The sequence below is a fragment of the Caballeronia hypogeia genome, assembly GCF_001544875.2.
Classification (GTDB): domain Bacteria; phylum Pseudomonadota; class Gammaproteobacteria; order Burkholderiales; family Burkholderiaceae; genus Caballeronia; species Caballeronia hypogeia.
Genome location: NZ_FCOA02000001.1, coordinates 36,424 through 50,628, shown reverse-complemented (window position 1 = coordinate 50,628; position 14,205 = coordinate 36,424). Strand labels below are relative to the sequence as shown.

Here is a 14,205-nt window from a genome sequence, read left to right as displayed (position 1 = left end):
CCGGCCGTTCGCCGGACAGCGGGGGCAAAGTTTTGTATAGTGCGCCGGTTGCCGACGTTCCCAGTCCCTCATGCCTTCCCAATACGCGCGCTATCTCTGTCTTGCCGTCCTGTGCCTTGCGTTGACGTTTCCGTTTGCCGTCGTCAACCACACGTATCCGATTCCGACCTTCTATGCCGAATACAGCGCGCTCGCGCTTTATCTCGCGCTTGGAGCGACGGTCGCGCTGCTCGTGCGCGTGTCCGAGCCGAGAGTGCCGTTCGCATCGCCGGTCGTCGCACTGATGCCGCTCGCGTTCGGGTTGCTGCTCGTCGCGCAGACGGTGCTCCTGCCGGTCGCGCAGCCGTCGATGAACTGGCTCGGCGGCGCATATCTGCTCGCATCGTTCGTCGCGGTGCATACGGGTTTCGGACTCGTGCGCGCGGGGCTCGCGGAGAAGGCGTTGCGCGTCGGCGCGGCGGCCCTGATGGTCGGCGGCCTGTTTGCGGTCTTCTGTCAGATCGTGCAGTTGCTGCATCTTGAGGTGAAGTTCACGCCGTTCGTGGTTGCTTACAACGTGACGATCGACCGTCGTCCGTTCGGGAACATGGCGCAGGCAAATCACCTGGCAACGGTCATCGCTTTCGCGTTGGCGGGCGCGCTGTATTTCGTGCAGACGCGCCGCTTGCCGGTCGTGCTGTGGGTCGTGTTGTCGGCGGTGTATTCGCTCGGGCTCGCGCTGACGGTGTCACGCGGGCCGTGGTTGCAGACGGCCGTGATCGTCGTCGCCGGATTCTGGATGGCGTTCGTCATGGGACGCCCCGCCGCCTCCGAAGGATTCGATGGCCCCGGCCGGCGTGACATGCGCGCGTGGCTCGTGCCGGTTCTGCTCGCCATCGTGTTTTTCGCGGTGAACGCGGCGGTGCGCTGGGCCAACGTGCACTACGACTTCGGGCTCGCGCAATCGGCGGCGGAGCGCATGCAGGACGCGAATCAGATCGCGCCGCGCCTCGCGCTGTGGAAGTACGGCTGGACCATGTTCAAGACGCATCCGCTGCTGGGCGTTGGCTGGGGCGAATTTCCGCGTTATCAGTTCGATCTCGTGCGCGATCTGGGCGGCGTGGAGATCGCCAACAACGCGCATGACATTTTCATCGACCTGCTGGCGAAGACGGGCGCGCTCGGCGTCGCGATTCTGGTGGTCGGCGTGGTGTTCTGGCTGATTCGCGTGCTGCGCGCGCCGCAGACGCCGGCGCGCATCTTCGCGCTTTCGCTACTCGGCGTACTGATGATGCATGCGCTCGTCGAGTATCCGCAGCAGTACATGTTCTTCCTGATGCCGGCGATGCTCGTCATCGGGCTGCTGGAGCCGCGGGCGTTGCGGCTCGTCGCGCGGCCGCTGTCATACGGCGTGTACGTGGTGCTCGTGCTCGGCGGACTCGCGGCGCTCTATCCGACTTTGCGCGACTACAACCGCGCCGAAGTGCTGTATTACGGTTCGCGACCGGCGGAGCAGTATCGCGACAATCCGTCGTTCCTGTTCACGGCGTGGGGCGAATACGGCGCGGCCACGCTCTTGCCCATCAACGCGCAGAACATCGAGGAAAAGCTCGCGGCGCACCGGAAGGCGATTGCACTGCTGCCGGGCGAGACCGTGCTGCGGCGCTACGCGGTGCTGCAGGCGCTCGCCGGCCAGAAGGCGGAAGCGCTCGACACGATGGCGCGGCTCAAGATCTTCGCCACCGAGTTGCACGACTGGCCGAAGCAGCTTGCCGCTGTCTTCGAGCTCGTCGATGAAGCGGGCAAGCCGCTGGCATCGTTCAAGGCGGATCTGGTGAGGCTTTATGGCGTGCCGGCGACGAATCATCTGCCGTCGACGGAGGAAGACGACGACGAGGAGTGAGGGCGTTTCAGGGTGCCGGCGATGTGCGCTTCTCCGCCACCCAATCCCCCGACTTGCCGCCATGCTTTTCCATGACCTTCACATTGGTGATGGTCATTCCCCGATCCACCGCCTTGCACATGTCGTAGATCGTCAGCAATCCGACCTGCACGGCGGTCAGCGCCTCCATCTCCACGCCCGTGCGCCCGACCGTCTCCACGCGCACTTCGCAATGCACGCCGGGCAGCGCGTCATCGATCTCGAAATCCACCGCGACACGCGTGAGCGCCAGCGGATGGCACAGCGGGATCAGATCGGCGGTGCGTTTCGCGCCCTGGATCGCCGCGATGCGCGCGACGCCCAGCACATCGCCTTTCTTCGCGCGGCCTTCGCGGATCAGCGCGAGCGTGGGTTCGAGCATCGCGATCGAGCCGCGCGCGATGGCGATGCGCCGCGTCTCGCCCTTGGCGCCGACATCGACCATATGCGCCTCGCCGGCGGCATCGAAATGGGTGAGTCCGGACATAGCGTCTCCTTCGAATGGGCGCCCATCATACCAGCGTGATTTCATGCGTTTTTCGCCAAAGGTCGCCGTCAGCGCAGCGCACGGCCAGCGCGCACCGTTCCACGCGCGGCACTTGATACGATAAGCTCGTTTTAATCTTCGAGCCGATCATCGGCGCCTCGACGGTTTCCGCGCAATGCTTCCGACACGTCCGAGCCGCGTGCTCGTTTCCCTGTTGTGCACTGTCCTCGCCATGCCGCCCGCGGCGCTGGCGCAATCGAGCGCGCCCGGCGCCGGCGCGACCGGCACGCTCGCCGCCGCGCAACTGCGCGCATCGCAGGAAAACGCCAGCGGCGGCGACCTGCCCGCCAACGTCGCGGAGGGCGTGTTCGGCGTCTATGGCGGCGCGGAGAGCCGCTTCGCCAACCGCCCGGGCACCATGTCCGGCCTGCGCGCGCCGTTGTCGTCGGTGCAATTGCCCGATCTCGGCGACGGCTCCGGCGGCGCGCTCACGCCACAGGCCGAGCGCCGCGTCGGCGAGAAAATGATGCGTGAAGTGCGAGCCGATCCCGATTATCTCGACGACTGGCTGCTGCGCGATTACCTCGATTCGATCTCGTCGAAGCTCTCCGCCGCGGCGGCGACTCAATATCTCGGCGGCTACCGGCCGGATTTCGATCTCTTCGCTGTGCGCGATTCTCAGATCAACGCGTTCTCCATGCCGGGCGGCTTCATCGGCGTCAATACCGGGCTCATTGCGGCGACGCAAACCGAATCGGAACTGGCGTCGGTCATCGGCCACGAAATGGGGCACGTGCTGCAACGGCATATCGCGCGCATGCTCGGCACGCGCGAAAAGAGCAGCTATGCGGCGCTCGCCGGGATGCTCGCCGGCCTGCTCGCGGGGCTGCTCGCGCATAGCGGCGATCTCGGCATGGGCATCGCAATGGGCGGACAGGCGTTCGCCGTCGACAATCAACTGCGCTTCTCGCGCGCGGCCGAGCACGAAGCCGACCGTGTCGGCTTCCAGATGCTCGCCGCAGCCGGCTACGATCCGTACGCGATGCCCGCGTTTTTCGAGCGCCTCGACCGTTCGACCATGGCCGATAACGGCGTGCCGCCTTACGTGCGCACGCACCCGCTCACGACCGACCGCATCGCCGACATGGAAGGCCGAGCGCGCCGGGTGCCTTACCGGCAGCCGCATCAGTCGACGGAATACGCGTTCGTGCGCGCCCGCGCGCGCGTGTTGCAGGTGAACTACGCGAGCGACTATCGCGAGGTCGCGAGCCGGCTGAAATCCGAGATCGAGGACCAGACGGCGCTCAATCCCGCCTCGAATTGGTATGGGATCGCGCTCGCGCAATCGCTGATGGGCAACTATGACGCCGCCAGCGACGCGCTCGCCCGCGCGCGCAAGCTCTTCGAGGGCGGGGAGGCCAACGCGGCGGCGGCGTCGGCGCAGGTTCAGCAGGAGGAACGCGCGCGGGTGGCGAAGGAGAAGGAGACGGAAAAGGCGAGCGCGCCGCCGACCGCACCGTCCGCGCCGGCGCGCAAGAACACGGAGCCGTCTCTGCGCAATCTCGATGCATCGATGACCGTCACGCCGCTCAACCATGCGCGCGCCACGCTCGATCTCGGCCAAACCGCGCAACCGGCGTCCGAGGCGGCGGCGCGCCCGAGCAGCGATATCGCGCTGCCGCCGGTCCATGTCTACGGCAGCCGCATGCCGCAGCCGAAGAAAGCACCCGCGACGCCCGCGCAGCCGGTTCAAGCGCCGCCGCGCAGCACGCCGAGCCTCGACGTGCTCGCCGCCGATATCGCGCGCCGCGCCGGCCGCAACGACGACGCGATTCGCCTGGCCGACATTGCGCAGAAGCGCTGGCCGGAGTCGCACGCGGCCATCGACGTGCATCTGCAGGCGCTGCTGTCGGCGCATCGCTTTGCGCAGGCGCAAGCGCTCGCGCGCCAGGAAACGCGCGCCGAGCCGACCCGCCCTGACTGGTGGCTCTACCTCGCCCAGGCGAGCGTGGGGCTCAACGATCCGCTACAGCAGCATCAGGCGATGGCCGAGAAATTCGCGCTCGACGGCGCGTGGCCGTCCGCGATCCGCCAGCTGAAGGAAGCACGCGACGTGAAAAACGTCGGCTTCTATGATCTGTCGGCGATTTCCGCGCGTCTGCGCGATTTCGAGACGCGCTACAAGGAAGAGCGCGATCTGGAGAAGAACGGCTGAGTCAGCCTTTCGATGCAGCGCGCGCCGCCGGGCTCGCGACGAAGCCGAAGCGTTTCCCGACCTCCGCGCGCGCGATCGGCTGAACGGCGAGGTCGACGCCATCACGCCAGTGGAAGACGCCGCCATGGCCGGCATCGTCGAGCGAGGCGTGATCGGCGAATACTTCGAGATCGTGGTCGTGCAACGCAGCCACGCGCGCGGGCGACGCATCAGCGGAGAAGAGGATGCCGCCTTCGTCGTCGATCCACGCCTGCGCGGGCTCGAACGCCGCGCCCGCCTGATCGTTCAGGCGCAAGCCGCCGTCCACCGCCTGCAGGCGCACGATCGACGGCGTGTAGACCAGCTCGACATAGACGCGCTGCGGGCCGTTCTGGAAGAACCACTGGCCGTCGGCATCGCTTTCGTAATTGCGGTTGATGAAGCCCAGCAGCGCTTCATGCCGGATCGGCGTGCCGAGCTCGCCCGCGGCCTGCGCGGCGTCGTCGCGCATGCGCCACTGGCCGCGCCGGTCGAGCAGCAGCCAGCCGGTGCAATGCGGAACGTTGGGCCACTTGGCGAGCGCCTGCTTGACGATTTCATCCATGATCGTTCAGGAAACAAAGTTCTCCAGATAGCCAAACACGCGCAGCGACAGCCAGTCGATGCGCCCCGGAAACGGCCCCGTCATGAAGCCGACGTGTCCGCCGTGGTTCGGCTGGTCGAGCGTGACGCGCTCCGACACTTCCGCCGCAGACGGCAGCGCGAACTCCGGCAAAAACGGATCGTTGCGCGCGTTCAGCAGCAGCGCGGGCACTTCGATGTGTTTCAGATGCGCGCGGGTTGTCGCCGTCGACCAGTAGTGGTTGGTGTCGCGGAAACCGTGCAAGGGCGCGGTGACGACGTTATCGAATTCGTACAGCGTGCGGGCCGCGAGCACGGCGTCGCGGTCGTAGAGGCCAGGATACTGGCCGAGCTTCGCGAGCGCCTTCTTCTTGAGCGATTTCAGAAAGCTGCGCGTGTACACCATGCCGAAGCCCTGCGAGATCGCCATGCCGCCCGCGTGCACGTCGAGCGGCGCGGAAACGGCCGCGGCCGCGCTGATGATCAAAGCATCCGTGCCGCGCTCGCACAGCCAGTGCAGCAGCACATTGCCGCCGAGCGACACGCCCGCCGCGACGACCGGCCCGGGATGCGTCTGCGCGAGCCGCCGCAGGATCCAGTCGACTTCGGCGCTGTCGGCCAGGTGATAGAAGCGCGGCAGCAGATTGAGCGGCCCGCTGCAACTGCGGAAATGCGGCACGACGCCGTGCCAGCCGCGCGCGCGGGCGGCGGCCATCATCGTGCGGGCGTAGTGCGAATCGGAGTTGCCTTCGAGGCCGTGGAACAGCACGAAGAGCGGGGCGTTCGCGGCGGGTTCCTCGCCGGCGTCGTGCGTGATGAAATCGAGATCGATGAAATCGTCGTCCGGCGTGTTCCAGCGCTCGCGGCGATACTGCACGGCGGGTTTGCGGCCGAACAAGGCGGGGACGATGGTCTGCGCATGGCTCGTCGGCAGCCAGCGCGGCGCGTTGTAGAGCCATTCGGAGGCGGCCGGCGCGAGCACGCGCGCGGCTTCGCTCAGTGCCACGGCGGGCGCTTTATCCACGAATGACGAATCGTGCTTCAACAACGGATCGCGCTTCATGGCACCTCCCCGACGAACGTCTTCTTCAGCGCTTCGAATCTTCAGTGCAACGGTCCCTGACCATGACGCAGCTTCGCCGCGAACTGGCCCGCCGTTTCCAGCGGCATTTCGCTCGCGTGGATATGCGCGATGCGCCACTCGCCGCGCTCGTGGACCATCACGTAGGTCGTGAAGATCATGCGCGGCGTGCTCGCAGGCTCAGCCGGCTGATGCGCCTCCGCGATCGCATACACGACGGTGCCGAGACTGTCGTACACGCGGATATCGAGCGGTTCGATGGTCACCGGCTGCGTTTCGAACTGCTTGACGAGACCGGCGCGGATGCTCTCCAGTCCGTGCAGATGCGTGCCGTCCGCACGGATGCAGGTGGCGAACTCCTCGTCGATCCACAGCGACATCACACTGTCGATGCTGTTGTCCGCCACGGCCTGATAGTAAGCGTTGAGAGTGTCGGCGGCGGCTTCGAAGAGGCGGGCGAAACGTGGCATGGCTCGTGGGTCTCTGGCATTCGGTGCGGGCGCCGCGCCGGCCCTGCTCGGCGGCGGGGCAACGGATCGGCGCGCTGCATCGGTCATTGGTCAAAGCATGCCTCCGTTCGGAGACATTCGCGTGTCCGCGCCCGCACACACGGCTTGTAACCGCCCGAACCGGCGGTGCGAAACGCGTGAAAGGCGCGCGCTTTCGATGCGCGCCCGCCACATCAGCGATGCGCGAGCAGCATGCCGCGCAAGTCGCCGAAGACCTGTTCGGCCGAGAGTTCGCGCAGGCAGTTCAGATGGCCGAGCGGACACTCGCGGGCAAAGCACGGACTGCATTCAAGATGCAGCCATTGTACCTTTGCGAGATCGGACAAGGGCGGCGTGTGGCGCGGATCGGTCGAGCCGTAGACCGCCACCAGCGGCCGGCGCGATGCCGCCGCGACGTGCATCAGGCCGGAATCGTTGGTGACGACCGCGCTCGCCCGGGAAATCAGCGCGCACGCCTCGCCGAGCGAGGTCTGGCCGCACAGGTTGCGCACCATCGGCGCGCGGTCCGCGATAGCCTGCGCGATCGGCGCATCTTTCTTCGAGCCGAGCGCGATGATCCGCGCATACGGAAACGACTGCGCGATGAACTGCGCCAGCGACGCGAAATGCTCCGGCGGCCAGCGCTTGGCCGGACCGTACTCCGCGCCGGGACAGAACACGACGAGCGGCGCGCGGGTGTCGAGATTGAAGCGCGTCGATACGCGCGCGGCTTCGTTCGGATCGGCTTCGAGGCGCGGCACGGGCAGCGTCTGCACGTCGGGCTGCGCGGCGGCTTCCGGCTGGGCGAATTTATCGACGAACGGCAGCTTCGCGCCCGGCGCGTAGGCCAGCGCCGCGTAGTGCGCGGTCATCGGCGGACGCTCGGTCTTGGGCGGATTCGCGTGGCGCACGTTGAGCAGGCCGTAGCGGCTCTCGCCCTTGTAGCCGATGCGCAGGTTGATGCCCGCCATCCACGGAATCAGCGCGGATTTGACGGAGTTGGGCAGCACGTAGGCGGCGTCGTAGCCCACATCGCGCAGATCGCTCGCGAGTTGCCAGCGGCGCAGCAATTGCAGCTTGCCGTGGGCGAGGTCGGTTGCGTAGACGTCGCGGATCTCGGGCATGCGCTCGAGCACGGGCGCGACCCAGGTGGGCGCGACGGCATCGATTGCGATGCGCGGATGCAGCTTGCGCAAGAGCGTGAAGAGCGGCTGCGCCATCAATGCGTCACCGATCCAGTTCGGTGCTATTACCAGCGCGCGGCGCATCTGTCGTTATCCGATTTCAAAAATGAACGCGGCCCGCCGTCTTGGGACGAGTCGTCGATTGTTGTGGTTTCGTATTGCGAGCAGGGGGCCTCGCCCACTCGATGACGGGCGCCCGCCGATTACCGGCAGGGCGCCCGGCGCGGCTCTCAGTGACCGCCCTTGAGCACTTCGCCGTCTTTCAGCTTGTAGCGCGTGCCGCAGTACGGGCAGCGCGCTTCGCCGTGGGTCACGTCGATGAACACGCGCGGATGCGTGCTCCAGCGCTGCATTTTCGGGTTCGGGCAGAAAGCGGGCAGATCCTTCGCCGAGAGTTCCACCAGCGGCATTTCCTTCAAGTCGCTCATTGCTATCTCTTATCAGATGTCCAGCGGGCGGCGAGCGTTTGGCTCGCCGCGTTGCATGCGGTAGATCAGACCTTCGCGAGCCAGCTCGCGTACTTTTCGTTCTTGCCGCCGACCACGTCGAAGAACGCGCTCTGCAGCTTTTCCGTGATCGGGCCGCGCTTGCCTTCGCCGATCGTGCGGTTGTCGAGTTCGCGAATCGGCGTGACTTCGGCGGCGGTGCCGGTGAAGAACGCTTCGTCGCAGGTGTAGACCTCGTCGCGGGTAATGCGTTTTTCGATCACCGGAATGCCGAAGTCGCGCGCCAGCGTGATGACCGTGTCGCGCGTGATGCCGTCGAGGCACGACGCCAGGTCCGGCGTGTAGATCTTGCCGTTGTTGACGAGGAAGAAGTTTTCGCCCGAGCCTTCGGAGACGTAGCCGTCGACGTCGAGCAGCAGGGCTTCGTCGTAGCCGTCCGCGACCGCTTCCTGATTCGCCAGAATGGAGTTCACGTACCAGCCCGACGCCTTCGCGCGGACCATCGACACGTTCACGTGATGGCGCGTAAACGACGACGTCTTCACGCGGATGCCCTTCGCGAGCCCGTCTTCACCGAGATAAGCGCCCCATGGCCACGCCGCGATGGCCACGTGAATGGTGTTGCCCTTGGCCGACACGCCGAGCTTTTCCGAGCCAACCCAGATGATCGGGCGGATGTAGCAGGATTCGAGCTCGTTCGCCTTGACGACTTCCAGTTGTGCGGCTTCGAGCGTGGCGGCGTCGAAGGGGACTTCCATCTGGAAGATCTTCGCCGAGTTCAGGAGGCGCTTCGTGTGCTCTTTCAGGCGGAAGATGGCCGTGCCCTGCGCGGTCTTGTACGCGCGCACGCCTTCGAATACGCCCATGCCGTAGTGCAACGTGTGGGTCAGCACGTGGATCTTGGCGTCACGCCAATCGATCAGCTTGCCATCCATCCAGATCTTGCCGTCGCGGTCGGCCATTGACATACGCTTCTCCTAGCTGTCTCGTTCAAATGGGTTTCGGCAGGCCGCCCGCGTTCTGAAGGGGCGGCGGCGCCCGGTGGGCTTTCCTGCGCGAAATTCCGTGAGGAAGGCGCGCGGGGAGGGCGCAAAGGCGGCGAAAGTCCGTCATTTTAGCGTCTTTTCGCGACGAAACCGATCTTACAGCCCCTTTCACGACGCTATAATTTGCCCTTCGCCCCGCACCGAAACGGTGAAGCCCGCCGTTCACGTTCATTCACGTTCTCACCGTTCGCCGCATGATCGGCTCAGGCCGCGCCCCTGCGCTTCGCCCGAATCGTCATCCCGGCCTCGCACCCGCCCATGCTCCACCGGCTGTCCGACACGAATCGCCGCGCTTTTTTCGAGGGTGTGCGCACTTTTTCACCCGCCGTCCTGGCCACCTTCTCGTGGGGCCTCGTGACCGGCGTCGCGATGACCAAGTCCGTGCTCACGGTGCCGCAGGCGCTCGGCATGTCGCTGCTGGCGTACGCGGGCTCGTCGCAGCTTGCGGTCCTGCCGCTGTTCGCCGCGAAACTGCCGCTCTGGACCATCCTGCTTACCGCCGCGATGGTCAACCTGCGCTTCGTCATCTTCAGCGCGGGGCTCACGCCGCATTTCGCCTATCTGTCGCTCAGGCGCCGCCTGCTGCTCGGCTACTTCAACGGCGACATCATCTATCTGATGTTCTCGAAACAGAATTTGCCGGTTGGCTGGCAGCCCGGCAAGGAAGCATTCTTCTGGGGGCTCGCCGTGACGAGCTGGCTCTCGTGGCAGTCGTCGTCGATCATCGGCATTCTGCTCGCCAGCCTGATTCCTGATAACTGGGGGCTCGAACTCGCCGGCACGCTCGCGCTGATCCCGCTCATCGTCTCTGCGATCGCGACCCGCTCGACGCTCGCGGCGGTCGCCGTCGCCAGCGTCGTGGCGCTGCTGGCGTTCGACCTGCCGTATCGCTTCGGCCTGCCGCTCGCGGTGTTCGCGGCGCTCGTTGCGGGGACCCTCGCGGATCTGGTCGCCGAGCGCGCCGGCGGCAAACCCGAATCGAACGCCACGAGGATTCGCCGATGAGCGCACTGCAAGTCTGGCTCGCGATCATCGGCATGGGTCTCGTCACGGCGCTGACACGCGCGCTGTTTCTGATTGGCGGCGAGCGCATGGTTCTGCCGCCGCGCGTGCAGCGCGTGTTGCGCTACGCGCCGGCGGCGGCGCTCGCGGGCGTCGTCGTTCCCGATCTGCTGGAGACGCCCGCGGGCCTTTCGCTGGCGCTGTCGAATCATGCCCTGTGGGCCTCCGTGGCCGGGCTCGCCTATTACCTGCGCCGGCGCGGCATGATGGGCACGATCGCCGTCGGCATGCTGGTGTTCACGGTGCTGCGGCTCGCGGCGTGAATGCCACACGTGACGTGCCAAATACGCGTCATCAACGATTCCACGCTAAAAGCGGCCCCGCTGATCGGTTAAAATGAGGGTCTTTCCCGAGTGAGCGAGGTCGAAAGTGTGTCCGGCAGTCACCGCGCTGGGGTTGTCCAAGTTCTCCAACTCGCCGCTCCCGGCTGCTTCGCCGCGCCTGCGCGCAACGCCTCGCGGCACGCGCCGGATTCATCTGTCCGATCCCTTTCTCCCGCTTTCGGCACGCGCGTTCGGTTTTCACGCGCGGCCTTCGCCTCCAGCCTGATCCGCGTGCGCCTCGCCCTGCCCGGCGAACCGCGCGCGGCCTCTCCCCGAACGGCCGGTCCCCACTGGTCATTCCCGCCCGAACCGCTTCTTTATCTACGTTGACTCCCATGACGAAAGTACTGCGTTTCACCGATCTGATCGCCGAAGGCAAAGTCTCCGGCAAGCGTGTGTTCATCCGCGCGGATCTCAACGTGCCACAAGACGATAACGGCAACATCACGGAAGACACGCGTGTGCGTGCTTCGGTCCCGGCGATCAAGGCCGCGCTCGACGCGGGCGCCGCCGTGATGGTCACCTCGCACCTCGGCCGTCCGACCGAAGGCCAGTTCAAGCCGGAAGACTCGCTCGCGCCGGTCGCCAAGCGCCTGTCCGAGCTGCTCGGCCGCGACGTGCCGCTGGTCGCCGACTGGGTCGACGGCGTGCAGGTTCAGCCGGGCAATGTCGTGCTGCTGGAAAACTGCCGCTGCAACAAGGGCGAGAAGAAGAACGACGACGGCCTCGCGCAGAAAATGGCGAAGCTCTGCGACGTCTACGTGAACGACGCGTTCGGCACCGCGCATCGCGCCGAAGCCACCACGCACGGCATCGCGAAATACGCGCCGGTGGCGTGCGCCGGCCCGCTGCTCGCCGCCGAACTCGACGCGCTCGGCAAGGCGCTCGGCAACCCGAAGCGTCCGCTGGTCGCGATCGTCGCGGGCTCGAAGGTGTCGACCAAGCTGACCATTCTGAAGTCGCTGGCCGAGAAGGTCGATCAGCTGATCGTCGGGGGCGGCATTGCGAACACGTTCATGCTCGCGTCGGGCCTCAAGATCGGCAAGTCGCTGGCCGAAGCCGATCTCGTCGGCGAGGCGAAGGAAATCATCGACCAGGCGCGCACGCGCGGCGCGTCGGTGCCGATTCCGAGCGATGTCGTCACCGCGAAGGAATTCGCGCCGACCGCGAAGGCCGAAACCAAGCCCGTCGCCGATGTCGCCGACGACGACATGATTCTCGACATCGGCCCGGACACGGCCAAGGCGCTCGCCGCGCAACTGGAGACGGCCGGCACGATCGTCTGGAACGGACCGGTCGGCGTGTTCGAGTTCGACCAGTTCGGCAACGGCACGAAGACGCTGGCGCATGCCATCGCGAACTCGTCGGCGTTCTCGATCGCGGGCGGCGGCGACACGCTCGCGGCCATCGCGAAGTACGACATCGCGGACAAGGTGAGCTACATCTCGACGGGCGGCGGCGCGTTCCTGGAATTCCTGGAAGGCAAGAAGCTGCCGGCGGTCGAAGTGCTCGAATCCCGCGCCGGGATCTGAGGCCTTGGCGGCCCGCGGAAATCCGGCGAAAGCAGGAAAGAAAGGCGCGCAAGATGCCGGCGGCGCGCAAACGGATGTGATCGAAAACGGTGACCAGTCGGACGCGGCAGCGGAAGCGGCCCGGGTCATCGCGGAAGCGGCACAAGCGGAACCAGCATCATCCGAAGGCGAAGCGGCGGTGCCGTCCACGCCTCCGGTCATCATCGGCGGCGTGCCCGCCCATGCCCTGAAAGAAATCGACAAAGCGACGCCGGCACGAACCGGCGCGCGCGCGCAACCGGTGAGCAATACCTCACCGCAAGCGCAACGTGCTCGCAGCGTAGTTACGGGCGATCCTACTGAGACGAGGAATTCCATGCATCGCGCTACAAAGATTGTTGCCACCATCGGCCCGGCTTCCACGAGCCCGGACATCCTGCTGCAAATGCTCCAGGCGGGACTCGACGTCGTTCGCTTCAACTTCTCGCACGGCACGGCCGACGACCACCGTCAGCGCGCCGAAATCGTGCGCGAAGCGGCGCGTCAGGTGGGCCGCGAAGTCGCGATCATGGCTGACCTGCAAGGTCCGAAGATCCGCGTCGGCAAGTTCGAGAACAACAAGACGATGCTCGTCGCGGGCAACACCTTCATCCTCGACGCCAACTGCACGCTCGGCAACAACGATCGCGTCGGCCTCGACTACAGGGACCTGCCGCGCGACCTGCGCGCCGGCGACGTGCTGCTGCTCAACGACGGCCTGATCGTGCTCGACGTCACGCGCGTGATTGGCGAGGAAATTCATACGGTCGTGAAGGTCGGCGGCGAGCTGTCCAATAACAAGGGCATCAATCGCCAGGGCGGCGGCCTCACCGCGCCCGCGCTGACCGAGAAGGACATGGAGGACATCAAGACGGCAATGTCGCTCGGCGCGGACTTCGTCGCGGTGTCGTTCCCGAAGAACGCGACCGACATGGAAATGGCGCGCCAGCTCGCGAATATCGCGGGCGCGCCGTACGGCATCAAGCCGAAGATGATCGCGAAGATCGAGCGCGCCGAAGCCATTCCGGCGCTGCAAGGCATTCTCGACGCATCCGACGGCATCATGGTCGCGCGCGGCGATCTCGCGGTGGAAGTCGGCAACGCGGCGGTGCCCGCGCTGCAGAAGCGCATGATCCGCATGGCGCGCGAGTCGAACAAGCTCGTGATCACCGCCACGCAGATGATGGAATCGATGATCCACGCGCCGGTTCCGACGCGCGCCGAAGTCTCCGACGTGGCGAACGCCGTGCTCGACGGCACCGACGCCGTGATGCTGTCCGCCGAAACCGCGGCGGGCAAGTATCCGGTCACGACCATCGAGACGATGGCCGCGGTCTGTATCGAGGCGGAGAAGTCGGAAGAGTCGCAACTCGATCGCGATTTCCTCGACCGCACGTTCACGCGCATCGACCAGTCCATCGCGATGGGCGCGCTGTTCACCGCGTATCACCTCGGCGCGAAGGCTGTGGTCGCATTGACGGAATCCGGCTCGACCGCGCTGTGGATGTCGCGTCACTGGTCCCACGTGCCGATCTTCGCGCTGACGCCGCGTGTGTCCAGCGAGCGCACGATGTCGCTGTACCGCAACGTCACGCCGCTGCACGTCGACACCAACATGGACCGCGACGCCGCGCTGAATCAGGCGCTCGAAGTGGTCGTGTCGAAGGGCTATGCGGCGCGCGGCGACATGGTCGTGCTCACCGTCGGCGAGCCGATGGGTCAGGCGGGCGGCACCAACACGCTGAAGATCGTGCGCGTGGGCGATCACTTCTAGGCATTGAACAGAAGGACGCGCTCATCACGGTGAGCGCGAAAGCGCGCTG

At 66.1% G+C, this 14,205-nt stretch carries 13 protein-coding genes; 6 read left to right on the top strand and 7 right to left on the bottom strand.

Going from position 1 to position 14,205, the window contains the following annotated elements; genetic code table 11:
* Positions 1-70: 70 nt before the first annotated feature.
* The gene (locus AWB79_RS00205; RefSeq protein ID WP_061165378.1) at positions 71-1,882 is read left to right on the top strand and encodes a PglL family O-oligosaccharyltransferase; all 1,812 of its coding nucleotides are present in this window, start codon (positions 71-73) and stop codon (positions 1,880-1,882) included.
* Positions 1,883-1,889: 7 nt separating this feature from the next.
* Here the strand turns inward: AWB79_RS00205 and moaC are convergent, their stop codons facing one another.
* Entirely contained in the window at positions 1,890-2,387 is a 498-nt protein-coding gene (gene moaC / locus AWB79_RS00200) for a cyclic pyranopterin monophosphate synthase MoaC (RefSeq protein WP_061165377.1), read from the bottom strand.
* Between the two features lie 175 nt (positions 2,388-2,562).
* Between moaC and AWB79_RS00195 the strand changes: the two genes are divergently transcribed.
* Positions 2,563-4,602 (top strand): M48 family metalloprotease, encoded by a 2,040-nt coding sequence (locus AWB79_RS00195; protein WP_061165376.1) that lies wholly within the window; start codon positions 2,563-2,565, stop codon positions 4,600-4,602.
* Position 4,603: 1 nt separating this feature from the next.
* Here AWB79_RS00195 and AWB79_RS00190 read toward each other — a convergent pair whose 3' ends face one another.
* From AWB79_RS00190 to AWB79_RS00165, 6 genes are all read right to left on the bottom strand, one after another.
* Positions 4,604-5,185, bottom strand: a complete 582-nt coding sequence (locus AWB79_RS00190) for a DUF2946 family protein (protein WP_061165375.1) — start codon at positions 5,183-5,185, stop codon at positions 4,604-4,606.
* Positions 5,186-5,191: 6 nt separating this feature from the next.
* Positions 5,192-6,265, bottom strand: coding sequence for a YheT family hydrolase (locus AWB79_RS00185; protein WP_061165374.1), 1,074 nt, complete (start codon positions 6,263-6,265; stop codon positions 5,192-5,194).
* A 41-nt stretch (positions 6,266-6,306) separates the two neighbouring features.
* On the bottom strand, positions 6,307-6,753 hold the full coding sequence (locus tag AWB79_RS00180) for a nuclear transport factor 2 family protein (RefSeq protein WP_061165373.1): 447 nt from the start codon (positions 6,751-6,753) through the stop codon (positions 6,307-6,309).
* Between the two features lie 212 nt (positions 6,754-6,965).
* Positions 6,966-8,039: a lipopolysaccharide heptosyltransferase II gene (waaF, locus tag AWB79_RS00175; RefSeq protein WP_061165372.1), complete on the bottom strand. Its 1,074-nt coding sequence runs from the start codon at positions 8,037-8,039 to the stop codon at positions 6,966-6,968.
* A gap of 146 nt (positions 8,040-8,185) precedes the next feature.
* On the bottom strand, positions 8,186-8,383 hold the full coding sequence (locus tag AWB79_RS00170) for a zinc-finger domain-containing protein (RefSeq protein ID WP_008351333.1): 198 nt from the start codon (positions 8,381-8,383) through the stop codon (positions 8,186-8,188).
* Positions 8,384-8,448: 65 nt separating this feature from the next.
* Positions 8,449-9,369: a branched-chain amino acid transaminase gene (locus AWB79_RS00165; protein WP_061165371.1), complete on the bottom strand. Its 921-nt coding sequence runs from the start codon at positions 9,367-9,369 to the stop codon at positions 8,449-8,451.
* Between the two features lie 336 nt (positions 9,370-9,705).
* On the opposite strand from AWB79_RS00165, the gene AWB79_RS00160 reads away from it, so the two are divergent.
* The 4 genes from AWB79_RS00160 (at position 9,706) to pyk (ending at position 14,156) form a co-directional block, all read left to right on the top strand.
* Positions 9,706-10,452, top strand: a complete 747-nt coding sequence (locus tag AWB79_RS00160) for an AzlC family ABC transporter permease (protein ID WP_061165370.1) — start codon at positions 9,706-9,708, stop codon at positions 10,450-10,452.
* Positions 10,449-10,772: a branched-chain amino acid transport AzlD family protein gene (locus tag AWB79_RS00155; protein ID WP_061165369.1), complete on the top strand. Its 324-nt coding sequence runs from the start codon at positions 10,449-10,451 to the stop codon at positions 10,770-10,772. The genes AWB79_RS00160 and AWB79_RS00155 overlap by 4 nt, the downstream gene beginning before the upstream one ends.
* 395 nt (positions 10,773-11,167) lie before the next feature.
* Entirely contained in the window at positions 11,168-12,364 is a 1,197-nt protein-coding gene (locus tag AWB79_RS00150; protein WP_061165368.1) for a phosphoglycerate kinase, read from the top strand.
* 355 nt (positions 12,365-12,719) lie between these two features.
* Positions 12,720-14,156, top strand: coding sequence for a pyruvate kinase (gene pyk / locus AWB79_RS00145; protein WP_061165892.1), 1,437 nt, complete (start codon positions 12,720-12,722; stop codon positions 14,154-14,156).
* Positions 14,157-14,205: the final 49 nt, after the last annotated feature.